The sequence below is a fragment of the Mesorhizobium captivum genome (assembly GCF_033977165.1).
GTDB classification, from domain to species: Bacteria; Pseudomonadota; Alphaproteobacteria; order Rhizobiales; family Rhizobiaceae; genus Mesorhizobium; species Mesorhizobium captivum.
Genome location: NZ_JAVIJB010000027.1, coordinates 76,659 through 102,344, shown reverse-complemented (window position 1 = coordinate 102,344; position 25,686 = coordinate 76,659). Strand labels below are relative to the sequence as shown.

Here is a 25,686-nt window from a genome sequence, read left to right as displayed (position 1 = left end):
CTCAGACGCTTCAACGCAATCGTAGACGGCTTCGTTCTGGCCTCCCAAATATGAACCCGAAGCAAATCTGTGCGCACACTAGCCCCTTGTGGGAGAAGGTGGATCGGCGCGCAGCGCCGAGACGGATGAGGGGTGTTGGAAGGAATGAGGCTGCGGTGATTGCGTACGTCTCACTCCGCTGGAGCACCCTCATCCGTCCGAGCTTCGCTCGGCCACCTTCTCCCACAAGGGGAGAAGGGAAAGTCGCGCTCACCCCTCCACCGTCTCCGACTGGATCAAGCTTTCCAGCATATCCAGCAGGCGCTCGTGCTCCTCGGCGCCGTAGCGCTTTTCGATGGCGTCGTAGATGGCGATGCGCTCGGGCGCCAGTTCCTCGATCAGCGCCACGCCGGTCGGGCTAATCGCGAGCAGCGCTCGGCGGCCGTCGTCCTTGACCTTGTTGCGGGTGATGAACTCCCGCTCCTCCATCGCCTTGATGATGCGAGTCAGGCTGGGCGGCAAGATCGAGGCGCGGTTGGCGAGCTCGGTCGCTTCCAACGGCCCTGTCTCCGCAAGCACACGCAGCACGCGCCATTGCTGCTCGGTGATGTCGTGGCGGGCAAGCATCGGCCGGAAATGCGCCATGATCACTTCGCGGGCGCGAAGCAGAGCCATCGGCAGCGAACGGCGAGTGCTAGGCGGTAGCAAATCAGGTCTCCGAAAAATCCAGTACGACTCGCGGCAAATATTAAGGCTCGGGTCGCAGCTATATCCGCGATTTTGCCGAGAGCGGCAATCCCACCCGCGGAAGCTGCGTCCGCATAGAGAACGACGCTTGACATTCGGCCGTCAAGATGTAATTCACATGTTAACTACAAGGCGGAGGAAACCCTTGCCGCACATGGCGATCGAATATTCGGCGAATCTCGACACGAAGGTCGACATGACCGAGCTCTGCGCGCTGGTCGCGCGCACCGTCCTCGAAACCGGTCTGTTCGAGCCCGGCGCGGTGAGAGTGCGCGCCTTCCGCGCGGAAGCCTATGCGATTGCCGACCGGCTGCCTGAAAACGGCTTCATCGACATGAATTTCCGTATCGGCAAGGGCCGCCGCGCCGAGGAGAAGAAGCGCGCCGGCGAGGCGATCTTCGCGGCCGTCACGGATCATCTCGGGTCGCTGTTTGCCACGCCGCATTTCGCGCTGTCGCTGGAGATCCGCGAGATCGACGCCGAGCTCAGCTGGAAGAAGAACGCCATCCATCCGCGACTCCGTAGCAAGTAAACGGGCGCGGCAAATAATCGAGAACAGGAAAGACCATGGCGGCACTGGACGACAATCTGAGGAAGGCCGGAGCCTATCTCGAACGCTTCCGCAAGGACGGCGTGCTCAACCAGATCGGCGGCGACGCCGCGCCCGCGGCGGATGGCTCGACATATGAGACCATCTCGCCGATCGATCTGAAGCCGATCGCCAGGGTTGCGCGTGGCAAGGCCGCAGACATCGACCGCGCGGCCAAGGCGGCGAAGGCCGCGTTCAAGGACTGGGCTGCAATCTCCGGCGATGCCCGCAAGAAGCTGCTCCACAAAATCGCCGACGCCATCGTCGCGCGCGCCGAGGAGATCGCCTTCGTCGAATGCATGGACACCGGCCAGTCGTTGAAGTTCATGGCCAAGGCTGCGCTGCGCGGCGCGGAAAACTTCCGCTTCTATGCCGACCGCGCGCCGGAAGCGCGCGACGGCCGCTCGCTCAGGGCGCCCAACCAGGTCAATCTGACGACGCGCGTGCCGATCGGCCCGGTCGGCGTGATCACGCCGTGGAACACGCCGTTCATGCTCTCGACCTGGAAGATCGCGCCGGCTTTGGCCGCCGGCTGCACGATCGTCCACAAGCCGGCGGAGCTGTCGCCGCTGACCGCCCGGCTGCTGGTCGAGATCGCCGAGGAAGCAGGACTCCCCAAGGGCGTATGGAACCTGGTCAACGGTTTTGGCGAGGACGCCGGCCGGGCGCTGACCGAACACCCTGATATCAAGGCGATCGGCTTCGTCGGCGAAAGCCGCACCGGCTCTATGATCATGCGCCAAGGAGCGGAAACGCTGAAGCGGGTGCATTTCGAGCTCGGCGGCAAGAACCCGGTCATCGTCTTCGCCGACGCCGATTTGGAGCGCGCCGCGGACGCCGCCGTCTTCATGATCTATTCGCTCAACGGCGAGCGCTGCACCTCGTCGTCGCGCCTTCTGGTCGAGGCGTCCGTCCACGACAAATTCACCGACCTGGTGGCAGAGAAGGCCAGGCGCATCAGGATCGGCCATCCGCTCGATCCCGAAACCGTAGTCGGCCCGCTGATCCATCCGGTGCATGAGGAGAAGGTGCTGTCCTATATCGAGATCGGCAAATCGGAGGGCGCGGTGGTTGCCGCCGGCGGCGGCAAGTTCGCCGGCCCTGGCGGCGGCTGCTATGTCAGCCCGACATTGTTCGTGGGCGCTACCAATAAGATGCGCATCGCCCAGGAAGAAATTTTTGGACCGGTGCTGACCGCCATCCCGTTCAAGGACGAGGCCGAGGCGCTCGCTTTGGCCAACGACACGCAATACGGCCTGACCGGTTATCTGTGGACCTCGGACGTCACCCGCGCGTTGCGCTTCACCGATGCGCTCGACGCCGGCATGATCTGGGTGAATTCGGAGAATGTGCGCCACCTGCCGACGCCGTTCGGCGGCGTCAAGAGTTCGGGCATCGGCCGCGACGGCGGCGACTGGTCGTTCGACTTCTACATGGAAACCAAGAACATCGCGTTCGCCACGGCGCCGCATTCGATCCAGAAGCTCGGCGGCTGACCGGAGACACATGATGGCCCTGCCTCAAACCAACCTCCACCCTGCCTTCAATATCGTGCGGCTCTCCCATGTCGAGCTAACCGTCACCGACCTTGCCAAATCCCGCGCCTTCTATGTCGACACGCTCGGCCTTCAGGTGACCGACGAGACCAGCGACGCGATCTATCTGCGCGCGCTGGAAGAGCGTGGCCATCACTGCATCGTGCTGCGCAAGGCGACGACGCCGGAAGCGCGCGACCTCGGCTTCAAGGTGTTTTCCGACGAGGATCTCGACAAGGCAGCGCACTTCTTCGCGGCCAAGGGCCTGCCGGTGGAATGGGTCGAGCGTCCCTACCAGTCTCGCACCTTCCGCACCCGCGACCCGCACGGCATTCCGCTCGAATTCTATTCGAAGATGGAGCGGCTGCCGCCGATCCATCAGAAATACGCGCTGTATAAGGGCGTGAAGCCGCTGCGCATCGACCACTTCAACTGCTTCTCGCCGAATGTCGATGAAGCGGTGGCCTTCTACAACGAGCTCGGCTTCCGCGTGACCGAGTACACCGAGGACGCTGAAACCGGGAAGTTGTGGGCCGCCTGGACGCACCGCAAGGGCGGCGTGCACGACATCGCCTTCACCAACGGTCTTGGCCCACGGCTGCACCACGTCGCATTCTGGGTGCCGACGCCGCTCAACATCATCGACCTGCTCGACCTGATGGCGACCACGGGCTGGCTGCCGAACATCGAGCGCGGGCCCGGCCGGCACGGCATCTCAAACGCCTTCTTCCTCTACATCCGCGATCCCGACAACCATCGCATCGAGATCTATTGCTCGGACTACCAGACGGTCGATCCGGACCTCGAGCCGATCAAATGGGACCTGAAGGACCCGCAGCGCCAGACACTATGGGGCGCGCCGGCGCCCAGGAGCTGGTTCGAGGAAGGCAGCCTCTTTGCCGGGGTGACGCCGCGCCAGTCGGATCTGGCAGCCTCGCCGATCATCGCGCCCTAGTCTTTCGATGGCATCGTTCCTTCGCGCCCCCCTCTGTCCTGCCGGACATCTCCCCCACAAGGGGGGAGATCGGCAGCTTCTATGTGGAGTCTAAGCATGAGCGCGGGACGTCTCGCCACCTTCACCGCCGGCGGCAAGACGCGTTACGGCGCGATCACCGAAAAAGGCGTCGTCGACCTTTCTGCGCGCCATCGCGAATGGCCGACATTGCGCCAGGTGATCGAGGCCGGCGCGCTGGTGAAACTCGCCGAAGCGGCCGAAGGCTTCACCGCCGACTTCCGGGTCGAGGACATCGCCTACGAGATCCCGATCCCCTCCCCGGAAAAGATCATCTGCGTCGGTGTCAACTATCCGGACCGCAACGAGGAGTACAAGGACGGGCAGGCAGCGCCCTCGAACCCGTCGCTGTTCATCCGCTTCCCGCGTTCCTTCGTCGGCCATGGCGCGCCGCTGGTGCGGCCGCCGGACTCTTCGCAGCTCGACTATGAAGGCGAAATCGTCATCGTCATCGGCAAGGGCGGGCGACGGATCGCCCAGGTGGATGCGCTTGGCCACATCGCGGCGCTTTCGCTGTGCAATGAAGGCACGATCCGCGACTGGGTGCGCCACGCCAAATTCAACGTCACGCAGGGCAAGAATTTCGACCGCAGCGGCTCAATCGGGCCGTGGCTGGTGCCGTTCACCGATGAGGCGCAGATCGCCGATATCGGCCTCACCACCCGCGTCAACGGCGAGGTGCGCCAGCAGGACCGCACCGGGCGCATGATCTTTTCCTTCCGCAAGATCATCAATTACATCTCGACCTTCACCACGCTGGTTGCCGGCGACGTCATCGTCACCGGCACGCCGACCGGCGCCGGCGCCCGTTTCGATCCGCCGATCTGGCTGAAGCCGGGCGACGTCATCGAGGTCGAGGCCGAGGGCATCGGACTTCTGCGCAACGGCGTCGTCGACGAAGGAGCCGGCCGATGATGACGGAAAGCCAAGTCGAGGACGCCGCCTACAGGCTGTTCGAAGCCGAGCGCGGTCGCCGGCAGATCGGGCTGCTCAGCCTCGATTTTCCGCAAGCGACGATGGATGACGCCTATCGCGTGCAGGCGGCGCTGGTGAAGCGGAAGGTCGCATCGGGGCTCACGGTCAAGGGCTGGAAGATTGGCCTGACCTCGAAAGCGATGCAGTCGGCGCTCAGCATCGACATCCCGGATTCCGGCACCCTGTTCGACGACATGTTCTTCGAGGACGGCAGCACGGTGCCTGCTGGCCGCTTCATCCAGCCGCGCATCGAGGCCGAGATCGCCTTCGTCACGAAGGCGCCGCTCGCCGGTCCCGACGTGTCGATCGACGACGTGCTCGACGCCACGGATTACATCACGCCGGCGCTGGAGATCCTCGACACCCGCATCGAGCGGATGAACAAGGAGACCGGCAAGATCAGGACCTTCTTCGACACGATCTCGGACAATGCCGCCAATGCAGGCATCGTCGTCGGCGGCCGCGCGGCCGGACCGCGCGAGGCGGACCTGCGCTGGATTGGCGCCATCGTGTCGCGCAATGGCGAGGTCGAGGAGACAGGGCTCGGCGCCGGCGTGCTCGATCATCCCGCCAAAGGCATCGTCTGGCTCGCCAACCGGCTCCACCAATACGACATGCAGATCGAGGCCGGACAGGTCGTGCTGTCGGGTTCCTTCATCCGTCCGGTCGAATGCGGACATGGCGACCAGATCCTCTCGGATTTCGGACCTTTTGGTGCAATCCGCATCGCCTTCGCCTGATCCCGTTAATCTTCTCTTCTTTTTGCGCAGTTCCGGAGGGAAAACCGCCGCGCACTTTTGGAAAGAAAAAGGCCGGGCGCGAAAAGCGGCCCGGCCAAGAAATGAAGGTCATAACCTTCAGAGGGGAACATCGTCCGGCGCAATGGGAGGAAAACACCGGACGACACCCGTTATGTGGGCTTTGGCCGATCCGTTTGCGACGAACAGAATTCCAAAAACTGTCCAAAATGCGAAAAAATCTCGCTCGAGCAGTGCAAATGTTCAGCCGGCGGCCGCTGCTTTTTCCAGCAGATCGGCATAGTGCCGTCGCGCGACGTCCGGATGCGATCTCAGCCGGCTCTTCAGCACATTGGTTCCGACGTTGCGGAAGAGCGGATTATCGGGATCGCTGGCCGGGCCGCGCGCTTCGGCCGCCAGTTCCTCCGGCAGGTCGAGCAGCGGAATGGTCGCGTCGAGACGGGCGCTGAAGAAGAACGGCACCGAGATGCGTTCGACGCCAGCCGGCGGCGTGACGACGCGGTGCACGGTTGCCCTCAGATATCCGTTCGAGGCCAGTTCGAGCAGCTCGCCGATATTGACCACGAGCGTCCGCGGGATCGGATCCACATCGACCCAGCTGCCGTCATACTCGACCTGCAGCCCCTTGTTCTCGTCCTGAAGCAGAAGGGTGAGGAAGCCGCCGTCCTTGTGCGCCCCGACGCCCTGGTCGTCGCCGGTAGCGTCGCGACCGGGATAGCGAACGATCTTCATGCGGTGGTTCGGTTCGCCGCGATAGATCGGATCGAAGGCGTCTTCCGGCTGGTCAAGGGAGAGCGCGAAGGCCTGGAGCAGGCGGATCGCCACCTCGGTCGCCTTGGCCTGCCAGGCAAGCAGCACAGGCTTGAGATCGGGGAGCGCTGCAGGCCATTGGTTCGGGCCCTGCAGCCGTGTCCAGGCCGGCACATCTGGCCCTTGCGGAAGTGTCGCGCGCTCGACGCCGATGTCGAGCTGCTCGCGCCAGTCGGCCTTGCCCTTGGTCAGTTCGCCGCCGGAGCGCGTGTAGCCACGGAACTGCGGCGACTTCGCCATCTCGATGGCGAGCTTGTCGGCCTCCGGCAAGACGAAGAAACTTCGCGCGGCATCGAGCACAGCGTCGATGTCCGGCTGACTTATGCCATGGCCGCTGAGGTAGAAGAAGCCGACGTCGCGGGCTGCCGTGCGCAGATCAAACAAGAAAGTCCGCCGCTCCGACGCGCCCTGTTCCAGGCGATCGAGATCGAGCACCGGAATTATTCTGGCCATGGACAGGCTCCTCTTGCGACAACTCTTTGTTTTTCGCAATTCCGGACGGAAAACCGCTGCGCACTTTTCTTGGAATTGCTCTGGCGATCCCGCCGCACGATGACATGCGCGGCATTGCGGGTGAAGAAACGCGCCGACCAATCTCGCTGTAAACGGAGCAAGCCGGCGCTCAATTCACGGGCTTTGCGGCAAATAACGTTCGATGCGACCACCGCTTGCTGCGCGTCGCTCATCCGCGATGATCCAGCCGCGCCACCAGCCGGTCGCCGATCCACTGGAAGCCGCAGACCAGCACGATCAGGACGATGACCACGGCGATCATCACGCTGGTCTCGAAGCGCTGGTAGCCGTAGCGGATGGCGAGATCGCCAAGTCCGCCTGCGCCGATGGCGCCGGCCATGGCGGAGGCGCCGACCAGCGTCACCAGCGTCACCGTGAAGCCGGCGACGATGCCGGGCAGAGCCTCCGGCATCAGCACCTCGCGGACGATCGTCCAACGGTTGCCGCCCATGGCGCGCGCCGCCTCGATCAGGCCATGGTCCACCTCGCGCAGCGACACTTCGGCGATGCGAGCATAATAGGGCGTCGCCGCGATCGACAGCGGAACGATCGCCGCCCAGGTGCCGATCGAGGTGCCGACGATCAGCCGCGTCACCGGAATCAGCGCCACCAGGAGGATGATGAAAGGGACGGAGCGGAAGCCGTTGATCAAAGCGCCGAGAATGCGGTTCACCCAGAGGTTTTCGGCGATGCCGCCACGATCGGTGGCGACGAGCGCGAGACCGAGCGGCAGGCCGAAGACGAGCGAGATGAGGCCGGAAGCGCCGGTCATCAGGACGGTCTCCCAGATCGAGCGGAGCAGGAGTTCAAACAGGACCGGCGACATGGCCAAGCACCTCCACATGCGCGCCGCGGTTTTTCAGGAATGCGATTGTCCGCGCGAGACGCGCGGCGTCGGCGCCGGAGACGGCGAGGAACAGCGTGCCGACAGGCTGCTCTTGGACATGATCGATGCCGCCATGCACGAGACGGAATGGGCCAGGCACGCTGGCGCTTAGATCAGACAGCAGCGAACCCCGTGCCGCCTCACCTGCCACATCAACCTTAAGGATCGTTTCAGCGCCTTCGCCCGCGGCCAGCCGGCCGGCGATCTCGGGCGGTAATTGAGGCCGGATGCCGCCGAGCAGGCTGCGGGTGATGTCGGACTTCGGATCGGCGAAGACCTGCCAGACCGCGCCCTCTTCGACGATCCGGCCGGCATCGATCACCGCCACGCGGTCGGCGATCGAGCGGATCACTTCCATCTCATGCGTGATGAGCAGGATGGTTAGGCCGAGCCTGGAATTGATGTCCTTGAGCAGGGCGAGGATCGAGCGCGTCGTCTCCGGATCGAGCGCCGAAGTCGCCTCGTCTGAGAGCAGCAGCGCAGGACGAGCGGCGAGCGCCCTAGCAATGCCGACACGCTGCTTCTGACCGCCTGAGAGCGAGGCTGGATAGGCCTTGGCCTTCTCCGACAGCCCGACGAGCTGCAGCAGCTCGGCGGCGCGCGCCATGCGCTCGGCGCGCGGCCGGCCTTCGATCTTGAGCGGCAGCGCGACGTTTTCCTCAACGGTCTTCGCCGACAAGAGATTGAAGTGCTGGAAGACCATGCCGATGCGGCGGCGCAGCGGCTGCAAGTCGCGCTCGCCAAGTCGACTGATCTCGCGGCCCTCGATGAAGACCTCGCCCGAATCCGGCCGCTCCAGGCCGTTCAGGCAGCGGATCAGCGTCGACTTGCCAGCGCCGCTGCGGCCGATGATGCCGAGGATCTCGCCCTTCTGAACCGTGAGCGAGACCCCATCGAGCGCCGCCGTCGCGCCAAAGCGACGCTTCAGGCCGACGAGGCGGACAACATCTTCCAACCCCTTGGGCTGGATGGTGGCCGGATCGACCATCTTGGCCGTGACATGCTGGTTCATCTCTCTATCCGTTTCAGCGCCGCGCAAATGCGACGGCGGCCCGCTCAACGGCGGACCGCCCGTTCCTGCCAGCCAAGCCCCGATCAATAGGCGCTGATCCCCGTGCCCTTGTAGACCAGGTCGAACTCGGCCTTCACGGTGTCGTTCTGATAGGCGGCGACCAGGGTCTTCACCCAGGGCTCGTTCTCAGCTCCGGCCTTGACGGCGATGAAGTTGCGGTAGGGATTGTCGGCCACCGCCTCCTGCGCGATGCGGTTTTCGGGCGAAAGCCCGCTCTTCAGCGCCCAATCGGTGTTGACCACGGCGGCATCGAGATCGTCGACCGAGCGGCCGACGATGCCGGCGTCGAGTTCCTTGATCTCGAGCTTCTTCGGGTTGTCGGCAATGTCGGCGGTCGTCGCCAGGATGCCGGTGCCGTCCTTCAGCTTGATCAGGCCCTCATGCTCCAGCACATGCAGCGCGCGGCCCTCGTTGGACGGATCGTTCGGCAGGCCTATGACGGCGCCTTCCGGCAGGTCGGCGACCTTGGCGTGCTTCTTCGAATAGAGGCCGATCGGCCAGACGCCGGTATAGCCGACCGGCACGATGTGATAGCCTTGCGTCTTGATCTGGTTGTCGAGATAGGGCTTGTGCTGGAAGGCGTTGGCGTCGATCTCGCCGCGCTCCAGCGCTTCGTTGGGCTGGGTGTAGTCGTTGAAGACCACGGTCTCGATCGTCAGCCCCTTCTTGGCCGCCTCGGCGGTGACGACCCGCCAGACATCCTCGTCTTCGCCGCTGATGATGCCGACCTTGATCGCCTTCTTATCCTCGGCGAAGGACGGCGACGGCGCGGTGAGGCCGATGACGGCAAATGTCGCGGCGAGAAGCGCGGCAAGTCCGGCGCGCCTGGTGAGTGCCGTAGCGAGAGAATTTGAAGCGTTGCCGCGTTCGGACATGATGCGTTCCTTGCGATCCTGAAATCATTTCGGCCTGGCGGAATGCGAAGCCTCGATATCAGCATCACCAATGCTGCCCGCTTGGGCAAAGAAGCGCATTTCCTATCGAACGGAACGTGGAAAATATTCTCTCAAAGATTTTGTGACTTGGAGAATGCTGGCCGCCGGTGAGCAGATGCTCGATCTTCGACAGGTCGAAGCTGCAGCGCTATGAAGCCCGTTGCGCGGCGCGCCAGGGCAAGGGGTCATGCCCCGGCAGCCTCGATACGGTCGGCAGACCTCTGGCTTCCTGAACGCCGAAGCCCAATCGTGTCAGGCAGGCACGCGCCAAAGCCGCATTGCTGTCGATGACGATCAATCCGTTCGTATCATTGAGGCTGGCGGCCACCACCGATAGTTCGGTGCAGCCGAGCAGCGCGGCATCGGCGCCGGCCAATTGCGTGAGATGAAGCGCGCGCTCTGTCTCGGCCGCCGCATCGGCGATCGAGCCGGCCTTGACGAGAGCGATCGCGCTATCGACGCGTTCCTGAAACTCCGCGTTTGCGGGAAGGCAGAGCTCGAACCCCGCCGCCGATATCTTGTCCTGGTAGAAACCGGAGACGAGCGTGCCTCGGGTTGCAAGGTTCGCAACCCGGCCGCGGTTCAAGCTGCGACGGATTTCCGCCACCACCGCGTCGCCGATGTGGATGATCTCCGCATGCGAGTTCGCAGCCAGTTGATCGTACCAATGGTGGGCGGTGTTGCACGGCATCGCGATGCAGGCGACGCCGAGCGCATCGAGCGTCGCGACCGCGGCTTGCAGAGGCGCCAGCGGCCCATGATGGCCGGCGAGGATCGCTTCGGTCCTGTCCGGGAGCTGCGGCACGCTGAGGATGACGGCCGGCACATGTTCGTTGTCGCGCAGCGCCTCGGTCATCCGGGTCAGCTTGAAGTAGAAGTCCGCCGATGCAAGCGGGCCGAGACCGCCTATGATGCCGAGCTCAGGACGGATGCTGTCGTCGATCATCGGACGGGCTCGGCTTCGGGCACTTCCGAGACGGCTTCAACAGGCTGCGCCCCCTCCCTGTGGCTGGGCGCGATCATTGCCGTGCTCGCCGCGACGGTGCTGACGCTGGACAGCGTCATCAGCGTATCCACGGCCGCGTCCACCGCGACGAACAGGGCGAACGCCGCTTCGAAGGGAAGCTTCAGGTAACTGCACACGATGGACATCTGGGACAGGATGAGCAGGCTGCCCATGCCGCCGGTCGTGAGCGCGAGAAGCGCCGAAACAATGCCGACGAGCAGGAGGTCGGGCACGCCAAGCGGATGGCCGTAGAGCTGGGCGATGAACAGGGTGCCTGAGGTGTAGAGAAGCGCGGGGCCGGTCCGCAGCAAGGCCGCCTGCAGCGGCACGAGCAGCTCGACGACCACCAGGCTGAACCTCAGCCGCTCGCTCAACAGGTTGATGACCCACGGCAACGAGGCGACCGTGGAGCGCGTGGTGATCGCCACCATGAGAAGGGGCTGAAGGGTCTTGGTCGTGGTCCAGTAGCTGCGTCGCGACCGGATGGCGATAATTGCAAATGCAACGGCGAGGAATGTGAGGCAGGACAGGCCCATCACCAGCAGGTAGCCGCCCATCAACGTGAGCGGCTTGGTTCCGGTCGAGGCGGTCTGATCGGCGATCAGGACGAAGGTTGCGAAGGGCAGTCCCCAGACGAACCAGTTGGTGAGCACCGTGCAGGCCCGGTAGACGGCATTGAGCGCCTGGGACAGGCTCATGGACGAGGGCTGGGGAACCTTGCCCATTGCAAGGCCGAAAAGCAGGCAGAACAGCAAGACCTGAATGGTCTGGCCGGAGGCGAGCGCGTTGAAGACGTTGTTCGGCACCAGGTCGAGCAGGATCGAATGCTCACCGTTTGCGTTCCCGTTGGACGGCGGCGGCTGGAACGGGAATGCGAGATCGGTGGATACGCTGCCCTGGGAATTGATGAACTCGCCGAGCTCGATCCGCGACTGCGGATTCTCGATCTGGCCGGGCTGCAGGATCAGCGAATATGTGCCGCTCACCAGCACGGCCAGGAACGAGACGACCAGCACGGCTATGCCGACCTTGCCCAGGTAACGGACGGATTTCGGGTCCTGGACCATCGCCGTGATGGAGAAGATGACCGACGACACCAGGTAGGGCAGGACGACCATCTTGAGGAAATTCAAGTAGACCTGCGCGACAGGGCTGATCGCATGGGAAAAGGCTGGGTAGTAGAGACCGCACAGGATCCCGGCCAGAATCATCGCGATCGTCGTCACCGGCGAGCGCAATATGCGCCTCGCCGCCAGGCGCCAATCGAAAGGCAGGGGCGCGGCTAGTTCGGAGACGGCCATGGTCAGGCTTTGCTCCCCTGGCGATAGCGCGCGATGATCTCGTCGGTGTTGAGAACCTGCTGACCGCGCGCGAGATCGAGATAGAGGTCGACAAAGGCCGCGAGATGCGGATTGTCCGGCCTCACACCGATCGCGATGGTGTCGACCTTGTCCGTCAGCGTGATCGAACGCGCCACGACGGTCATCGACGGATCGTCGACCATCAGCTTCTTGATCTCGAAGTCGTCGCGATAGGCCATGTCGATCGTGCCGCTCCGGATCGCGTCGACAACCGTATTCCATCCCGCGAAGCGACGGATCTGCGCGTTCGGGAAGGTCGTGGCCGCATAGGTGGCGAATGAGGAGCCCTCGATCACGCCGAGATCGCCTGAGAAGTCGCGGATGATCTGTTCCGGCGGCTTGCCCTGCGTAATGCGCGCCAGGTTGAGGCGGTTGGCGAGCAGCCCCTGATGCAGCATGGCATAGGGTCGCGAATAGAGGATCGAGCGCCCGCGCTGAAGGGTGCGGCTGAGCTTGCCGATCGCCATGTCCGCCTGGCCGGACATCAGCTGTTTCACCATGCCGTCGAAGGTTACGGCGGATCGGTCGAACACCGGCTCGACGCCAAGCTCCGCGGCTATGCCGCGGGCCAGTTCCATGTCGATGCCCTTGTCCCCCGACCCATCGGCCGGGAAGAACGGATCGGAAGCGAAAGCCGGCATGGCGATGCGCAGCGCATTGTTGCCCGTGGCAGGCTTCGGGGCGTTCTCCGCCTGAGCGTTAGCTGATCGCACCTGCGCGATCAGCAACCCGCCGCCTCCGGCCGCAAGCAAGGTACGACGTGTAAGCGACATGCGCGTTCTCAATTCGTGCAAGAGAGCCGGACAAACAGATCTGACCAATTCGCAGTTATGCACGGCGAAGTTAAACAAACGTATCCTTTAAAGCTTTAAATATACTAGCAGACACAGCAACCCCGGCATCGCTTAACATGCAATTGCTCTAATATATCGAGAGCCGCGCAAGCACCGTCCAAGGTCCGCCGATCGCGCTACCCCGGCATGGATCGTCAGAATGTCTCGACCCATGGCCTGAGTTCGACCTCGAAGCTCCAGGCGCTGCGATGCTGGCGATGGACCGCGAGATAGGTCTCGGCGATTGCGTCGGGCGACAGGCGGCGATCGGGACGATCGGGATCGGCCGCCTGTCCGGGCGGTTCGATCTGGCCATCGATAATGAAATGCGCGACGTGGATGTTTTTGGGGCTGAGCTCGCGCGCCATCGACTGCGCCAGTCCACGCAGCCCGAATTTCGGCATGGCGAAGCCGGCCGAGCCGGAGAAGCCCTTGAGGCTCGCGGTAGCGCCGGTGAACAGGATCGAGCCGGAGCCGCGCTCAGCAAGCCGGCGCGCTGCCTGCTGGCCGACGAGGAAGCCGCCATAGGCACCGACGAGCAGGGCCTGCTTGACCACCTCGGGATCGAGCTCGGCGATCGGGCCGCGCGTGCGGCCGCTGGCATTGAAGACGGCAATTTCGAGCGGGCCGGCCTTGTCGGCCGCTTCGAACAGCCGTGCCACCGAGGCGGCGTCCGAGACGTCGGTTTCCACCGCCTGCGCGCCGGTCTCCTGGGTCAGCGCCGCGAGCTTGTCGATATTGCGGGCGGCAAGGACGACGCGATAGCCCTCCTTGCCGAGGAGCCGCGCCAGCGAGGCGCTGAGGCCCTGCCCAGCGCCTGCGATTACTGCAACATTGGCTGCCATGTCGTTCCTCCTTGCGATGTGACGTTCGGCCGGTGCCGACGGTCGCACAGGCTCGCGCCTTCCGCGGCAGGAGGCAAGAACGGCGTTGCTCGATTTTCACCGTTCGACGCAAAAAGCCGTGAAGCGATGCGAGGCTTCGCTGACTGCGGCGAAGGACTTGCCTGCCGGACAGATCCGTCCGACACGTGGTTCAACGGCGATTCGAGGAGCGACCATGGAACCAATCTGGGCCGTCGGGCTGATGACCGGCACGGTGCTCGACGGCAATGTCGACGTGGCGCTGATCAAGACCGACGGCGAGCGCATCGCCGACTTCGGCACCTATGCGCTAGCGCCCTACCCGCAATCGATCCGCAGCCTGCTCGAAGAGACGCTGCGGCAGGCGCGCGCCTGGAATTTTGAAGGGCCGGAGCCGGCGATCTTCCGCGAGGCCGAGGACGCGTTGACACGCGCTCAGTCGGCCGCGGTCAGGGATCTCGTCGAGAGCTATGGGATGAGCATGGCCGATATCGGCGTCGTCGGCTTCCACGGCCAGACTGTGCTGCATCGTGCCCCTCAGCCGGGACGGATCGGCCGGACGCGCCAGCTCGGCGACGGCGAGCTGATGGCGGCGCTTCTCGGCACCAAGGTCGCCTATGACTTCCGCTCAGCCGATGTGGCCGCCGGCGGGCAAGGCGCGCCTCTGGCTGCCGCCTATCATACGGCGCTGCTCAAGGAGGCGGACGCCAGCGGCGACACCGCCGTCCTCAACCTCGGCGGCGTCGGCAACATCACCTGGTGGGACGGCAAGGACGCAATCGTCGCCTTTGACACCGGACCGGCCAATGCGCCGGTCAACGATTTCATCAAGTCGAAGGGCCTCGGCGAGATGGACCGCGACGGCAAGCTCGCGGCCGCGGGCACGGTCGACGAGGCAAGGCTCGAGCAGTTGCTCCAGCATCCCTTTCTTACCAAGCCTTACCCGAAGTCGCTCGACCGCTTCGATTTCACGGCGGCGATGGCCGATGGGCTCGGCGTGGAGGATGGGGCTGCAACGCTGACGGCCTTCACGGTGTCCGCCGTCGGCAAGGCGCTCGACCTCTTGCCGCGCCGGCCGAAGCGGCTGGCGGTCAGCGGCGGCGGCCGCCACAACCCGACAATGATGGCGATGCTTGGCCGCCGCGCCGGCGTCGAAGTCGTGCAAGCCGAGACGCTAGGCTGGAAGGGCGACGCGGTGGAGGCGGAGTGCTTTGCGTTCCTGGCGGTGCGGGTGCTGCGCGGCCTGCCGATCAGCTTTCCGAGCACAACAGGTGCGCCGCAGCCGATGCGCGGCGGAAAGCTGGCAGGCTAGACCATGATCCCGAAAAGTGGAGGCCGATTTTTTGCTACGCTGACCTTCGGTTCGGAAAAGATCATCGTCAAAACAAGAAACTGATCACGAGGACAGCTTCTTCTGCAAGAACATCCGGCTGCGGCCGACCGGAAAGTCGGGAAGCGTACCGAACGGCTGGTAGCCCTGGCGCTGATAGACCTTGGCGGCAGTCGGGTTGAAAGTGTCGATCCAGGCGGCCTGGCAGCCGCGCGCCAGCGCTTCCCGCTCCGCGGCGTCCAGCATTTCAGCGGCGATGCGCCGGCCGCGCAGCTTTTCGTCGACCCAGAGCCATTGCACATAAAGCCAGCCCCACGCGGTGTAACCGGATATACCGGCGACGATCGCTCCGGCATCGTCGCGCACGAAGACGGCAAGCGCCTTCCGGGCTGAAGCGCCGACATCGCCGTCATTGAAAGCGGTGAGGCTCTCGCCGAGAAAAGCGAGGTCCCGAGGCAAGGGCTCGGCGGTAATCTCGAGCGTGGTCTTCATCGTGGCTCCGGGTGCGGTTCGCAAGCCAGCCTTAGCGAAGGAGCGAACAGAGACGCAAGCCTATTGCCTCCTATTGCCGGCCACCACCCGATGGCCATGCCGCGGCCGACGCAGCCACCAGCATCAGCAGGGCGGCGACCAGGGCGCAGTTGGCGAAGCCGAGGCCTGTGTAGAGCGGACCGAAACCGGCGGTGCCGACGGTCACGGCGAGATACGTGACCGCGCTGTTCAGGCCCATGATGGTGCCGCGCCGCGCAGGGTCGAGCGCGGTGAGGCGCATGACCAGCACGTTCAGCCCGAAATGGTTGGCCAGGCCCCAGGCGGCGATCGTCGCCATCAGCGGGCCGAAGCCACCGCTAACCAAGGCCATCGCGACATAGACGGCGGCGACCAGCAGATAGGCGAAGGGCATGACGCGACGCGCGCCGAGACGGTCGATGATGCCGTCGAGCAATGCGGCCGCGCCGAAGCCGAGGCCGTAAGCGACTGCCGCGAGGCCGTTGGCGCTGACCGGCTCGCCGAGGTCTTTGTGGAGATGGTCGCCGAGATAGCCGTAGACGCCGTAGAAGGCGGTCATGAAGGCGCCGCAAGCGATGAGAAGCGGAATGATCCCAGGCACGGCGAGCGCGCCAAGCGGCGAAGGTGCGGGACCGCTCTTCCTGGTGTCGCGCAGCGAGCTCATCGTCAGACCTGCGACGGCGGTTCCGGCGAGAAGCGCAACGGCGGCGAAGACAGCGCGCCAATGGACGAGATCGGCCAGCACGGCTGACAACGAGACGCCGGCGACCATGGAGAGCGTCCAGCCGGTCAACACGACGCCGATCGTGCCGCTCTCGCGGCCGGCCGGCGCGATCGCCGCCGAACTGGCATAGATCGCCGGCATGGCGATGCCAGCGGCAACGCCGGCAACAAGCTGGGCCGCGACCAGCGCCGTCACCGTCGGCGCGAGCGCGCTGGCCACCAGCGCCAGTGCAAGCAAAAGCAAAGCGCCCTGCAGCATGCGGCGCGCGCCGATCCTGTCGATGTAGCGGGCGAGAAAAAGCGCGCTGGCCGATGTGCCAAGGCCGAAGGCGGCAGCGGCCGTCATCACCGCCGGCACGCTTGTCCCGAACGATGCCGCGACAGCGGACGCGATCGGTCCGAGAACCAGCGAGTTGGAGCCGATGACGGCGATGCAGCCGGTGAGCAGATAGGCGGCCGCCGGGATGGGCGCGCGCGACGCCGCAGCCATAATTGCTGATTGATCACTGTTCGACATATCTCCATAATGGCCGAATTAAATTCAGCATCAATGGAGAACTTCCATATGGACGCAGAAACAGATGACGTTCAGCGGAACAGGCAACCTGCCCGCGATGTCGACCCGATCGACCGAAAAATATTAGGTGCGCTGGTCGATGACGCGACCATCAGCTATGCCGAGCTCGGCGAGCGCGTCGGCCTGTCGCCGCCGGCGGCGCATGAGCGGGTGAAGCGGCTCAGGCGCAGCGGCGCCATCCGCGCCACCTCGGCGATCATCGATCCGAAGGCGGTGAAGAAGCCGCTGCTTGCCTTCGTGCATATCGACACAAGAGGCTGGGGCAAGACACCGGAGCTGATGGCGATTTCGGAATGCCCGGAAGTCGAGGAGATCCATTCGGTCGCCGGCGACACCTGCATGCTGCTCAAGGTGCGCACCGAGGACACGCGCGCGCTCGAAGGTCTGCTGTCGCGCATTTACGAGACGCCGGGCGTGGTCTCGACGCGCAGCTATGTGGTGCTGTCGACCTATCTCGAACGGCCGGTGCAGCCCGAGATCACGGCCGAATGGCCGGCGCCTCGGCACATGGCGACGCCGGTGTACTAGACTGCCGTCAGACGATCAGGGGTCAGACTTCCCTGTTGTCGAAAAGGAACATTTGGACGCCCGAGTCATCAGGTGCATAGATTCGGCGATCCGCCCCGGCCGCCCGTCCCTCCGGGCTTGCGAACGCCTTTTCGATCGCCGCAAGGTCGTCGAAATACAGCGTTCCAATCCGGTGGATATTGGAAGTTCCTACCGGCGTTGCGATGGGACCGTAGCTGACTTCGTATTTCCTGAGACCTGGAATCTTCTTGGCGAGAGGTACGTGGATTTCGAAGTAATGTCGGTCGAATGCCTCCACGTCCTTCGGTGTCGGGTAGATTACGACCATCCGGGCCATTGTGGTGCTCCTTCTGTTCGGACACACCAAGGACGATCCGAAGGATCGATACGGAACGCGACGTAGAAGATTTTTTGAAGACCTTGAGGGCGCGTGCTTTGCCGAGCGTCGCAACGACCAACGCAGCTACCACAACCGACCGATCTTACAGGTTCGTGGCGTCGCGGTAGATGTCGAGGACACGCGTGACGCTGCCGATCAGAAGCTCGTGTGCGGTCGGCTCGATCCGGCCGGCGCCGACCTCGGCATCGAGATGCCCGAGATACTGGCTGATTAGCGGGCGCGGAATCTCGCGGTCGCCAAGTGCGGCCAGCAGCGCTTCGGTGGCATGCTGCGCGTCTGGAGACCGCCAGTAGTAGCGGATGCGGTCGCTGAAGGAGAAATGTCGCTGCAGGCGCTGCTCGTCGGGCGTGCCCGGATAGTATTTCTGCCAATTGCCGGGCGAGGCCAGCATGATGCGCTCCATGGCGGCCGGCAGGTTTTCGCGCGATGGGTGGGCTGCCAGCTGGTCGGCGATGGAACTCAAGCCATAGAGCGCCTCGCGCAGCGCGAAGGTGAGCCAGGGGCCGACCTTGAGGATGGCGAAGCCGTCACGCACCAGCGTGGCAAGCGCTTCGGCCGGCTGGTAGTCGGTCGAATGCGCCTCGAAGACGAATTGCGGCATGCTCTCGAGCGACGCCACCAGCTTCGTCGCCTTCTGAGGCGCATAGGCGATGATGTCGGCATTGCCGAACTCGACGCCGGGCTGGACGACGACGCCGACGGCGCGGGCGAAGGCGGCATCGAGGCCGAGGCGGGAGAAAGCCTGGCGATGGACCTCGACGGTGCGCAGCGCGTCAGCCGGCTCGGTCACATGCATATTATCGAGCGCTTCCAGCGCGCCGCCGGGCACCGGCACTTCGGTGCCGATGATGTAGACGGGTTTTTCACCGCCGGCGCGCGCGACCGCGGCCTCGGCGGCCACTGCAAGGTCGGCGGCGCGCGCGGCGATCGTCTCGTCGGCGAGCGCCACCGGATCGTCGGCGCAAGCCATGCTGGTGTCGAGATGCAGCTTGGTGAAGCCGGCGCCGGCATAGGCGTCGATCATCGCCGCTGCCTTCCGCATCGCTTGCGCCGCGGGCAGGTGCTTCCACGGATTCGGGCCGAGATGGTCGCCGCCAAGGATCAGCCGGTCGAGCGGAAAGCCGGTCTTGCCTGCATGCGCCTCGACGAAAGCGCGAAAAGCGGCCGGCGTCATGCCGGTATAGCCGCCCTCGTGATTGACCTGGTTGCAGGTTGCCTCGATCAGCACATCGGCGCCATGCGCTGCACCATGGCGGAGCGCCGCTTCGATCACCAGCGGATGCGCCGAACAGATCGAGGCGATGCCGCCTGCCGCGCGGCGCGCGGCGATCCCTGCGAATCTTGTCGTTGCGGCGCTCATGCGCGTGCCCCTGCCTTGGCGATAAAGGCCTCGACATCGGCGAGCCGGTGAATGCCTTCCATCGGCCCTTTGCGGGTGACCGCGAGCGCGCCGCAGGCATTGGCGATGCGCAACGCATCCGCGGGTGCTGCGCCGCGCAGCCAGAAGGAAACAAAGGCGGCGCCGAAGCAATCGCCGGCGCCGGTCGGATCGATCTCCTCGACGGCAAAGCCGGGTAAGGCGACCGTGCCCTGTCGGCCGTGATAGGCGGCGCCATCGGCGCCCTTCTTCAAAACAATGCAGGAGATGCCTCGCCCCAGCAGTTCGCCAACCGCGCCCTGCTCGTCGCCGGCCGAGGAAAATAGAAACAGCTCGTTGCCGCTCGGCAGGAAGACATCGGTCTGTGCGAGCACCTTGTCGAGCGCCTGACGCATGCCGGAAGCCTGCATGATCTCGCGGCGGATGTTGGGATCGAAGGACACGGTTCCGCCCTTGGCCTTGACGGCCGCGATCGCGCCAAGCGCGACTTCGGTGGCGCGGTCGGAAAACAGCGAGGAGCCCATGACATGGACATGGTCGGCGCTGGAAAGCAGCCGTTTGGCCGCGTCGTCCATCTTCAGCAGGCCGGCGGCGCTGTTGCGGATGTTGAATACGAAATGCCTGGAAGCATCGGGCCGATAGGTGACGAAGGCGGTACCGGTGGCGTGGCCTTCATGGACCGCGATTGCCGAAACGTCGGCGCCGAGCGCGCTGAGCCGATCGATATTCACTTGACCGAAATCGTCCTTGCCGACGGCGCCGATGAGACCGGCGGGCTGGCCGAGCGCCGCCGCCTGGCCGATGAAGATCGCCGGCGCGCCGGACGGGAACGGCCCGACCAGCGGTCCGGGCTCGAGAAAGCTCTGGCCGATGCGCTCGGCCATGATCTCGACGAGGATCTCGCCGGCTGAGACCAGCTTCTTCATCACGTCCTCCCGGCATTCGTCCGCGGAGTCCGCTCTCTGGATCACCGCAGATACCAAAAATTGAATACGGCCTTGGGTTTTTCACGTCAATTAATAAATTTACGCGTGGAATAATTTTACAAGGCACGTTGAAACTTGCAAAGTTGTCTGTAAAGTTTCAACTTGCAGTCGCGCGCCGACGCACCGTATCTAGGCACCGGAGCAGCGCATGGGAGCAAGGATTCCATGTCGCGAGGATTTGAATGCCGATGACGCATAAGACTATGGAGGATTTTGCCCGTTCCTGCGGCGTCTCCAGGCCGACTTTGTCGAAGTATTTCGACGATCCGACCAGCGTCAAGCCGGCGACGAGAAAACGCATCGAGGAGGCGCTGCGCTCGTCCGACTACCAGCCCAATCTGTTTGCGCGCAATCTCAACCGCAAGCGCACTCGCAGCATCGGCATCGTCGTGCCGACGGTGACCGACCCCTTCTATTCGGAGATGGTCAGCCGCATCGAGCTCAGGCTGCGCGACGAAGGCTATTGGCCGATCGTCATTTCCTCGCATGGATCGAGCGAACTGGAAGCCGAAGCGACGCGGACCATCCTGTCGCTGAAGGTCTCCGGCGCGCTCATCGCACCGCTCGGCCGGCGCTCCGACCCACGGGCGATCGAGAAGCTGACGCAGGCCATCCCGATCGTCTATTTCGACACCTATCTCGAGGGCGACACGCCCTTTGTCGGCAACAACAATGTGCAGAGCATGTCGACCATCGTCGAGTATCTCTGCCGGTCAGGCGACGCCCCGGTCTATTTCGACATCCCCCATGTCAACCACAATTCGCGCGAGAGGGTGGAAAGCTATATCGATGCCATGAGGCGGCTCGGACAGGAGCCGGCCGTGTTCGGCAACATCGAGGACTACACGTGGGAGTTTGAACGGATCGGCTACGAGCAGACGGAGAAGATGCTCGGCAATGGCGGCCTGCCGGGCAAGACGATCCTGTGCGCCAATGACCGCCTCGCCTTCGGCGTGATGGCGGCGGCCTTCTCGAAGGGGCTGAAGGTGGGCCGCAAGGCCGATTGCGACCTGCGCGTCGCCGCCCACGACGACCATCCGCTCAGCCGCTACACATGCCCGGCGCTCACCACCATGGCGCAGGATTTTGCGGCGATGGCCGGCCGCAGCGTCGAGACGCTGCTCGCCCTGCTCGACGAAGACGGCACGACCGTCGCGCCGAAGGTCAAGCTCGACGCGACGCTGGTGATGCGCCAGTCGGCTTAGGCTTCGCCGAACCCAGAGTCGAATTTTCGCCAAGCGGCGACGGCTACCTCAGGCGAGCAGGCTCGCCGCTTCGTCCTCGCTAAGCAGCGGCGGCTGGTCGACCGTGCCGACGACGGCGACGGAGTTGCGGCTCTCGCCGGAGGCCAGGATCGCTTCCATGATCTCCAGCACGTGCAGCGCCAGTTCGCCGGACGCGCGCGGCCTCCTGCCTTCCGACAGCGACCGCGCCAGGTCGGCGACGCCGAGCATGCGGTAGTTCGCCCGATCGGGCGCGGCATAGGGCCAGTTGCGCGCGCCATAGAGTTCGTTCTCGCTGGCAAAATCCTTCCAGTCGGCGCCGCGCGCCGATAGCGAGACAGTGCCGCCAAAAGTGTCGGGATCGGGCAGCCTGAGCGAGCCTTCCGTGCCGTGCAGTTCGATCGGGTGGTTGGAATGCTTGAAGACGTCCCAGGATGCGCCGAAGGCGACGGTGGCGCCGGAGCGGAATTCGAGCAGCGACAGGATGTTGGTCGGCGTGCCGACCCTGAAACTGGTGTTCTTGTATGGCCCCTCGGCGGTGATCAGCCGCTCCTCCTGGCCGCGCGTCGCCATCGCCATGACGCGGGCGACCGGACCGAGCAGGTTGACGAGCGTCGTCAGATAATAGGGCCCCATATCGAAGACCGGACCGCCGCCCGGCTGATAATAGAATTGCGGATTGGGATGCCAGTGCTCCATACCGCGCCCCATCATGAAGGCGGTGCCGGTCACGGCTCGGCCGATCGCGCCCTCGTCCATCAGCCGGCGCGCCCGGCGCCCGGCGGCGCCGAGAAAGGTGTCGGGCGCCGAGCCAAGGGCAAGCCCACGCTTGGCAGCCTCGGCGACCAGCCGGCGGCCATCGCTGGCCGAGGTCGCGAGGGGTTTTTCGGTGAAGACATGTTTTCCGGCCGAGAGCGCCGAAAACGAGATGTCGAAATGCGCCGAGGGAATGGTGAGGTTGAGCACGAGATCGACCTCCGAATCGGCGAGCAGCGCATCGACGCCGAGCGCGCGCAGGCCGTATTCCCCGGCGCGTAACGCCGCCATGTCGGCGGAGATGTCGGCACAGGCGCGCAATTCCACACCGGTGAAAAGTGCCGCGTTGCGCAGATAAGTCATCGAGATGTTACCGCAGCCGATGACGCCGATACCGAGCTTTGTCTTTGATTTCCCGTGCATTTTCGAAATGTCCTCCCAGCGCCGCCGCATCGCGGCCCTACCCTTGTATCGACAAGCAGCCGAATTTCCGACTTCGCTATAGCGCATTTTAAATATTGACGCGCGTAAAATTTTTATAGAGCATGTGAAAACGCTGGCGCAGCATTGGAGGCCGCCAGCCTTGAGGAGGAGAAAATGACTGACATGAAAAAACGGCCGACCGCCGGTACGAAGCCCGTGGGTCATGCGCGCATTGGATTTTCTCGCCGCGGTCAGGGACCGCGACGGGTTCAGGCATAGATCACCTTGGCCCCGATCCTATCAAGCTGGTTGCGTATCGGACCGGGCAGGCCATCGTCCGTGATCACCACATCGACGGTCGACAGCGAAAATGCCTTGGAGGTCCCGCTGACCCCCCATTTGCTCGAATCCGCGAGGAGGACGACGCGCCGGGCCATGCGAACGAGGTTTCGCTTCGTTCGCGCCATGTCTTCGTTCACGTCGACCACATCCAGTGACGAGTCTATCGCATGCGCTCCAACAAAGACCTGATGCGCCACCAAGCCGCCGAGAGCCGTGTCGGCATCGGTGATCAGCGTGCTCACCGTGTCGGGATAGACGCGGCCGCCGATCATGTGAACGTCGAGTCCGGGACGATGCATCAGATGCTGCACGATATTCATGGCCGTGGCCGCGACCACGACATTATTGAGCGGCGGTAACTGCATGGCAACCTGCATCAATGTCGAGCCGCCGTCGAAGATGACCGATTGGTTGTCCTCGAACAGGGCTACCGAAGCCCGGGCGATGCGCATCTTTGCATCGAGATTGGTTTGCATCCGCCGGGCGAACGCGGCCGTGGTTGAATCGGTGGTCCGGGTCACCGCCCCTCCACGGGTCTTGGTCAGCAGTCCCTTGCGGTCCAGTATCTCGAGGTCGGAGCGTACCGTGACTTCCGACACGCCAAAACCGTCTGACAGGTCCTTCGTGCGAACCTGTCCGCTGCGTTGCACCTCGCCCAGGATCGATTGGCGTCTCTGCTCCGACAACATTGCCCTGCCTTTGCCTCCCTGCGCCAAGCAACCGCTCCTCGGCTCACCTTACCAAAAATACGCGAATTCGAAAGCTTTCGAAAGATTGCATTTCTCATTTCTTTCGCAAACACTGGGTTCAGGGATTTCGAAATCAAACGATTGGGGAATTTTGCACTCATGAGCCTAGGAACCAAGGTGCGTCTTGCACGCCTCTTCTCGCATCCATCAGGCAACCTTTTTGGCGGCGCGGTCGACCACTTTGTCGGCTATGGCGACGTGCGCAAAGGCGGTCTTGCCGACCTGCCGGGCGCGCTCGCGCGCGTCATGGTGGGCAAACCCGACTACGTCAGCATCCAGCCTGGCACCGCCCGCCATCTGTGGCCGCAATACGCGGGCGAGGCTTCGCTGGTGATCCAGGCTGGCTGCTTCACCCCGGACGATCGCATCAGTGAGTTGATTGCAACGCCCGAGGATGCGGTACGCGCGGGCGCCGATGCGTTGGCCGTGGCCATTCCGGTGCGTGGCGCGACCGAGGGCAAGTACATACGCTGGCTGACCGATTCGGTGAATGCGGCGGCCCGCTACGGCATGCCGGTGGTGGCGCATATCTACCCTCGCGATTTCACCGACGGAGCAAAAATCGTCTTCACCCCCGACGAGATCGCCTATGCGGCGCGCATCGGCTACGAGTCCGGCGTCGACGTGATCAAGATCGGCTACACGGGCGATTTCGAGTCGTTCCGGGAGACCGTCCGGACCTGCCCGGTTCCGGTTGTGATCGCGGGTGGTCCGAAGACCGATACGCTGCTCGGCGCCCTTCAGCAGACGGCGGACGCCATCCGAGCCGGCGCGCGCGGTGCCGTGGTGGGCCGCAATCTCTGGGGGCATGGCGATCCGCAGAAGGCAGCGCTTGCCTTCCGGGGCGTCATCCATGATGGGCTTTCGGCAGAAGACGCCCTGGCGAAGGCGGGCGCCTGACCGATGCCCACCGTCCCTTCAATCCTCGGCTTCGGCGCTATTGCCATCGACGACATCGTCTATGTCGATCAGCCGTTGTCGGCGGGCAAGGGGAAGGTTCTGCAAAGTGCCCGCGCTTTCGGGGGAAATGTCGCGACGGCCCTTGCCGCCGTCGCGCGGCTCGGCGGAACCGCCGGGTTCGTCGGATGGCTGGGAAGTGCCGCGGACGACGCCGTGCTGTGCGATCTCGTTGCGAGCGGCGTTGAAACCGCATTCGCGCCGCGCCACCCGCACGCACGCCCGGTTCGCTCGCGGATCACCGTCGGCTCGGATGGGGAGCGGTTCATCGCGTATGACGACGACGCGATGCTGGGCACCGCGCCGGACTTTCCGGACGAGGTCCTCGGCCGCGCCACCGTCCTGATCGTCGATAGTTACGCGATCCGGTCGTTGGATGTCGTGGCTCGGGCCCGCGATCTCGGCCTTGCGATCCTCGGCGATGTCGAATGGAGCGGCGGGCCAGCCACCGAGAGGCTGATCGCGCTCTGCGACCATCTCATTCTCCCCCTCGGCTTCGCGCGGACTGCCACGGGCTGCCAATCGCCCGCCGAGATGCTCGATGCATTGTGGTTGCCGTCGCGGTCCGCCGTGGTTCTGACCGATGGCGGTAGAGGCGTCTATTATCGCGGACGCGACGAGACAGGGCTCTGGCACCTGCCCCCGCACCGGGTTGCCGTCGTCGACTCGACCGGCGCCGGTGACTGCTTTCATGGCGCCTATGCCCATGCATTGACGCGCGGCGCCGACACCGCAGGCGGGGTCGCATTCGCGGCCGCGGCGGCGGCCCTTTCGATAACGGGGCGTGGCGGGCGCGAGGCGCTTCCGACCGACGACCAGGTCACGGAACTCCTGGCATCGACGAGCGCTCCGTCAGCAGTCGAACTGAAATATGCGCAGCTCGATACTGGCACATAACCTTAAACTATCCGAGGAAATATTTCACAGGCG

At 64.3% G+C, this 25,686-nt stretch carries 27 protein-coding genes; 10 read left to right on the top strand and 17 right to left on the bottom strand.

Going from position 1 to position 25,686, the window contains the following annotated elements:
• Positions 1-249: 249 nt before the first annotated feature.
• Entirely contained in the window at positions 250-654 is a 405-nt protein-coding gene (gene hpaR / locus RFM40_RS22115) for a homoprotocatechuate degradation operon regulator HpaR (protein ID WP_320224308.1), read from the bottom strand.
• A gap of 217 nt (positions 655-871) precedes the next feature.
• On the opposite strand from hpaR, the gene RFM40_RS22110 reads away from it, so the two are divergent.
• The 5 genes from RFM40_RS22110 to hpaH all read left to right on the top strand — a co-directional run bounded on the left by RFM40_RS22110 (position 872) and on the right by hpaH (position 5,577).
• A complete protein-coding gene (locus tag RFM40_RS22110; protein ID WP_320278228.1) occupies positions 872-1,258 on the top strand; it encodes a 5-carboxymethyl-2-hydroxymuconate Delta-isomerase in 387 nt (128 codons plus the stop codon).
• Positions 1,259-1,293: 35 nt separating this feature from the next.
• The gene (gene hpaE, locus RFM40_RS22105) at positions 1,294-2,811 is read left to right on the top strand and encodes a 5-carboxymethyl-2-hydroxymuconate semialdehyde dehydrogenase (RefSeq protein ID WP_320224310.1); all 1,518 of its coding nucleotides are present in this window, start codon (positions 1,294-1,296) and stop codon (positions 2,809-2,811) included.
• Between the two features lie 13 nt (positions 2,812-2,824).
• Positions 2,825-3,805, top strand: a complete 981-nt coding sequence (gene hpaD / locus RFM40_RS22100) for a 3,4-dihydroxyphenylacetate 2,3-dioxygenase (protein ID WP_320224311.1) — start codon at positions 2,825-2,827, stop codon at positions 3,803-3,805.
• A gap of 96 nt (positions 3,806-3,901) precedes the next feature.
• Complete coding sequence (locus RFM40_RS22095; protein ID WP_320278227.1) at positions 3,902-4,777, top strand: fumarylacetoacetate hydrolase family protein; 876 nt, start codon at positions 3,902-3,904, stop codon at positions 4,775-4,777.
• On the top strand, positions 4,774-5,577 hold the full coding sequence (hpaH, locus tag RFM40_RS22090) for a 2-oxo-hept-4-ene-1,7-dioate hydratase (RefSeq protein WP_320278226.1): 804 nt from the start codon (positions 4,774-4,776) through the stop codon (positions 5,575-5,577). The genes RFM40_RS22095 and hpaH overlap by 4 nt, the downstream gene beginning before the upstream one ends.
• Before the next feature lie 261 nt (positions 5,578-5,838).
• Here the strand turns inward: hpaH and RFM40_RS22085 are convergent, their stop codons facing one another.
• From RFM40_RS22085 to RFM40_RS22045, 9 genes are all read right to left on the bottom strand, one after another.
• Positions 5,839-6,858 (bottom strand): isopenicillin N synthase family dioxygenase, encoded by a 1,020-nt coding sequence (locus tag RFM40_RS22085; RefSeq protein ID WP_320278225.1) that lies wholly within the window; start codon positions 6,856-6,858, stop codon positions 5,839-5,841.
• On the bottom strand, positions 6,846-7,091 hold the full coding sequence (locus RFM40_RS22080; RefSeq protein ID WP_320224315.1) for a hypothetical protein: 246 nt from the start codon (positions 7,089-7,091) through the stop codon (positions 6,846-6,848). The genes RFM40_RS22085 and RFM40_RS22080 overlap by 13 nt, the downstream gene beginning before the upstream one ends.
• Positions 7,088-7,744, bottom strand: coding sequence for a methionine ABC transporter permease (locus RFM40_RS22075; RefSeq protein WP_320224316.1), 657 nt, complete (start codon positions 7,742-7,744; stop codon positions 7,088-7,090). Before RFM40_RS22075 ends, RFM40_RS22080 begins: the two co-directional genes overlap by 4 nt.
• On the bottom strand, positions 7,725-8,816 hold the full coding sequence (locus RFM40_RS22070; RefSeq protein WP_320224317.1) for a methionine ABC transporter ATP-binding protein: 1,092 nt from the start codon (positions 8,814-8,816) through the stop codon (positions 7,725-7,727). The genes RFM40_RS22075 and RFM40_RS22070 overlap by 20 nt, the downstream gene beginning before the upstream one ends.
• 83 nt (positions 8,817-8,899) lie before the next feature.
• Positions 8,900-9,751 carry a MetQ/NlpA family lipoprotein gene (locus tag RFM40_RS22065; RefSeq protein WP_320278224.1) on the bottom strand — a complete coding sequence of 284 codons (852 nt, stop codon included), beginning with the start codon at positions 9,749-9,751 and terminating at the stop codon, positions 8,900-8,902.
• A gap of 208 nt (positions 9,752-9,959) precedes the next feature.
• On the bottom strand, positions 9,960-10,757 hold the full coding sequence (gene cuyB, locus RFM40_RS22060; protein WP_320221770.1) for a cysteate racemase: 798 nt from the start codon (positions 10,755-10,757) through the stop codon (positions 9,960-9,962).
• The gene (locus tag RFM40_RS22055; RefSeq protein ID WP_320278223.1) at positions 10,754-12,118 is read right to left on the bottom strand and encodes a dicarboxylate/amino acid:cation symporter; all 1,365 of its coding nucleotides are present in this window, start codon (positions 12,116-12,118) and stop codon (positions 10,754-10,756) included. Before RFM40_RS22055 ends, cuyB begins: the two co-directional genes overlap by 4 nt.
• Positions 12,119-12,120: 2 nt before the next feature.
• Positions 12,121-12,951, bottom strand: a complete 831-nt coding sequence (locus RFM40_RS22050; protein WP_320278222.1) for a substrate-binding periplasmic protein — start codon at positions 12,949-12,951, stop codon at positions 12,121-12,123.
• Between the two features lie 215 nt (positions 12,952-13,166).
• Positions 13,167-13,856 (bottom strand): SDR family NAD(P)-dependent oxidoreductase, encoded by a 690-nt coding sequence (locus RFM40_RS22045; protein WP_320224321.1) that lies wholly within the window; start codon positions 13,854-13,856, stop codon positions 13,167-13,169.
• Between the two features lie 214 nt (positions 13,857-14,070).
• On the opposite strand from RFM40_RS22045, the gene RFM40_RS22040 reads away from it, so the two are divergent.
• The gene (locus RFM40_RS22040) at positions 14,071-15,186 is read left to right on the top strand and encodes an anhydro-N-acetylmuramic acid kinase (RefSeq protein ID WP_320278221.1); all 1,116 of its coding nucleotides are present in this window, start codon (positions 14,071-14,073) and stop codon (positions 15,184-15,186) included.
• 84 nt (positions 15,187-15,270) lie between these two features.
• Here the strand turns inward: RFM40_RS22040 and RFM40_RS22035 are convergent, their stop codons facing one another.
• Both RFM40_RS22035 and RFM40_RS22030 read right to left on the bottom strand, forming a co-directional pair.
• Positions 15,271-15,696 carry a GNAT family N-acetyltransferase gene (locus RFM40_RS22035; protein WP_320224323.1) on the bottom strand — a complete coding sequence of 142 codons (426 nt, stop codon included), beginning with the start codon at positions 15,694-15,696 and terminating at the stop codon, positions 15,271-15,273.
• Between the two features lie 70 nt (positions 15,697-15,766).
• A complete protein-coding gene (locus RFM40_RS22030; protein ID WP_320278220.1) occupies positions 15,767-16,954 on the bottom strand; it encodes an MFS transporter in 1,188 nt (395 codons plus the stop codon).
• A gap of 48 nt (positions 16,955-17,002) precedes the next feature.
• Here RFM40_RS22030 and RFM40_RS22025 point away from each other — a divergent pair, with 48 nt between their 5' ends.
• Positions 17,003-17,542, top strand: coding sequence for an Lrp/AsnC family transcriptional regulator (locus RFM40_RS22025; protein WP_320224325.1), 540 nt, complete (start codon positions 17,003-17,005; stop codon positions 17,540-17,542).
• Between the two features lie 22 nt (positions 17,543-17,564).
• Here RFM40_RS22025 and RFM40_RS22020 read toward each other — a convergent pair whose 3' ends face one another.
• The 3 genes from RFM40_RS22020 to RFM40_RS22010 form a co-directional block, all read right to left on the bottom strand.
• Positions 17,565-17,879: an EthD family reductase gene (locus tag RFM40_RS22020; protein ID WP_320274137.1), complete on the bottom strand. Its 315-nt coding sequence runs from the start codon at positions 17,877-17,879 to the stop codon at positions 17,565-17,567.
• 145 nt (positions 17,880-18,024) lie between these two features.
• Positions 18,025-19,302 carry a D-tagatose-bisphosphate aldolase, class II, non-catalytic subunit gene (locus tag RFM40_RS22015; RefSeq protein ID WP_320278219.1) on the bottom strand — a complete coding sequence of 426 codons (1,278 nt, stop codon included), beginning with the start codon at positions 19,300-19,302 and terminating at the stop codon, positions 18,025-18,027.
• Entirely contained in the window at positions 19,299-20,246 is a 948-nt protein-coding gene (locus tag RFM40_RS22010; RefSeq protein WP_320224328.1) for a sugar kinase, read from the bottom strand. The genes RFM40_RS22015 and RFM40_RS22010 overlap by 4 nt, the downstream gene beginning before the upstream one ends.
• A gap of 242 nt (positions 20,247-20,488) precedes the next feature.
• Here RFM40_RS22010 and RFM40_RS22005 point away from each other — a divergent pair, with 242 nt between their 5' ends.
• The gene (locus RFM40_RS22005) at positions 20,489-21,511 is read left to right on the top strand and encodes a LacI family DNA-binding transcriptional regulator (protein WP_320224329.1); all 1,023 of its coding nucleotides are present in this window, start codon (positions 20,489-20,491) and stop codon (positions 21,509-21,511) included.
• A gap of 48 nt (positions 21,512-21,559) precedes the next feature.
• Here the strand turns inward: RFM40_RS22005 and RFM40_RS22000 are convergent, their stop codons facing one another.
• Together RFM40_RS22000 and RFM40_RS21995 are read right to left on the bottom strand one after the other, a co-directional pair.
• Positions 21,560-22,708: a Gfo/Idh/MocA family protein gene (locus RFM40_RS22000; protein ID WP_320224330.1), complete on the bottom strand. Its 1,149-nt coding sequence runs from the start codon at positions 22,706-22,708 to the stop codon at positions 21,560-21,562.
• A 269-nt stretch (positions 22,709-22,977) separates the two neighbouring features.
• Complete coding sequence (locus tag RFM40_RS21995; RefSeq protein WP_320224453.1) at positions 22,978-23,739, bottom strand: DeoR/GlpR family DNA-binding transcription regulator; 762 nt, start codon at positions 23,737-23,739, stop codon at positions 22,978-22,980.
• Positions 23,740-23,898: 159 nt separating this feature from the next.
• Here RFM40_RS21995 and RFM40_RS21990 point away from each other — a divergent pair, with 159 nt between their 5' ends.
• Positions 23,899-24,699, top strand: a complete 801-nt coding sequence (locus RFM40_RS21990) for a class I fructose-bisphosphate aldolase (protein ID WP_320224331.1) — start codon at positions 23,899-23,901, stop codon at positions 24,697-24,699.
• Positions 24,700-24,702: 3 nt separating this feature from the next.
• Entirely contained in the window at positions 24,703-25,653 is a 951-nt protein-coding gene (locus RFM40_RS21985) for a PfkB family carbohydrate kinase (protein ID WP_320224332.1), read from the top strand.
• Positions 25,654-25,686 lie beyond the last annotated feature (33 nt).

Coding starts and splice junctions, on each gene's coding strand:
- hpaH (WP_320278226.1), top strand. CDS start 4,774: ATGATGACGGAAAGCCAAGTCGAGGACGCCGCCTACAGGCTGTTCGAA.
- RFM40_RS21985 (WP_320224332.1), top strand. CDS start 24,703: ATGCCCACCGTCCCTTCAATCCTCGGCTTCGGCGCTATTGCCATCGAC.
- RFM40_RS22020 (WP_320274137.1), bottom strand. CDS start 17,879: ATGGCCCGGATGGTCGTAATCTACCCGACACCGAAGGACGTGGAGGCA.
- RFM40_RS22045 (WP_320224321.1), bottom strand. CDS start 13,856: ATGGCAGCCAATGTTGCAGTAATCGCAGGCGCTGGGCAGGGCCTCAGC.
- hpaR (WP_320224308.1), bottom strand. CDS start 654: ATGGCTCTGCTTCGCGCCCGCGAAGTGATCATGGCGCATTTCCGGCCG.
- RFM40_RS22065 (WP_320278224.1), bottom strand. CDS start 9,751: ATGTCCGAACGCGGCAACGCTTCAAATTCTCTCGCTACGGCACTCACC.
- RFM40_RS22005 (WP_320224329.1), top strand. CDS start 20,489: ATGCCGATGACGCATAAGACTATGGAGGATTTTGCCCGTTCCTGCGGC.
- RFM40_RS22055 (WP_320278223.1), bottom strand. CDS start 12,118: ATGGCCGTCTCCGAACTAGCCGCGCCCCTGCCTTTCGATTGGCGCCTG.
- hpaE (WP_320224310.1), top strand. CDS start 1,294: ATGGCGGCACTGGACGACAATCTGAGGAAGGCCGGAGCCTATCTCGAA.
- RFM40_RS22095 (WP_320278227.1), top strand. CDS start 3,902: ATGAGCGCGGGACGTCTCGCCACCTTCACCGCCGGCGGCAAGACGCGT.
- RFM40_RS22025 (WP_320224325.1), top strand. CDS start 17,003: ATGGACGCAGAAACAGATGACGTTCAGCGGAACAGGCAACCTGCCCGC.
- RFM40_RS22010 (WP_320224328.1), bottom strand. CDS start 20,246: ATGAAGAAGCTGGTCTCAGCCGGCGAGATCCTCGTCGAGATCATGGCC.
- RFM40_RS22080 (WP_320224315.1), bottom strand. CDS start 7,091: ATGAGCGACGCGCAGCAAGCGGTGGTCGCATCGAACGTTATTTGCCGC.
- cuyB (WP_320221770.1), bottom strand. CDS start 10,757: ATGATCGACGACAGCATCCGTCCTGAGCTCGGCATCATAGGCGGTCTC.
- RFM40_RS22070 (WP_320224317.1), bottom strand. CDS start 8,816: ATGAACCAGCATGTCACGGCCAAGATGGTCGATCCGGCCACCATCCAG.
- RFM40_RS22030 (WP_320278220.1), bottom strand. CDS start 16,954: ATGTCGAACAGTGATCAATCAGCAATTATGGCTGCGGCGTCGCGCGCG.
- RFM40_RS22035 (WP_320224323.1), bottom strand. CDS start 15,696: ATGAAGACCACGCTCGAGATTACCGCCGAGCCCTTGCCTCGGGACCTC.
- RFM40_RS22015 (WP_320278219.1), bottom strand. CDS start 19,302: ATGAGCGCCGCAACGACAAGATTCGCAGGGATCGCCGCGCGCCGCGCG.
- RFM40_RS21995 (WP_320224453.1), bottom strand. CDS start 23,739: ATGTTGTCGGAGCAGAGACGCCAATCGATCCTGGGCGAGGTGCAACGC.
- RFM40_RS21990 (WP_320224331.1), top strand. CDS start 23,899: ATGAGCCTAGGAACCAAGGTGCGTCTTGCACGCCTCTTCTCGCATCCA.
- RFM40_RS22085 (WP_320278225.1), bottom strand. CDS start 6,858: ATGGCCAGAATAATTCCGGTGCTCGATCTCGATCGCCTGGAACAGGGC.
- RFM40_RS22040 (WP_320278221.1), top strand. CDS start 14,071: ATGGAACCAATCTGGGCCGTCGGGCTGATGACCGGCACGGTGCTCGAC.
- RFM40_RS22000 (WP_320224330.1), bottom strand. CDS start 22,708: ATGCACGGGAAATCAAAGACAAAGCTCGGTATCGGCGTCATCGGCTGC.
- hpaD (WP_320224311.1), top strand. CDS start 2,825: ATGGCCCTGCCTCAAACCAACCTCCACCCTGCCTTCAATATCGTGCGG.
- RFM40_RS22075 (WP_320224316.1), bottom strand. CDS start 7,744: ATGTCGCCGGTCCTGTTTGAACTCCTGCTCCGCTCGATCTGGGAGACC.
- RFM40_RS22050 (WP_320278222.1), bottom strand. CDS start 12,951: ATGTCGCTTACACGTCGTACCTTGCTTGCGGCCGGAGGCGGCGGGTTG.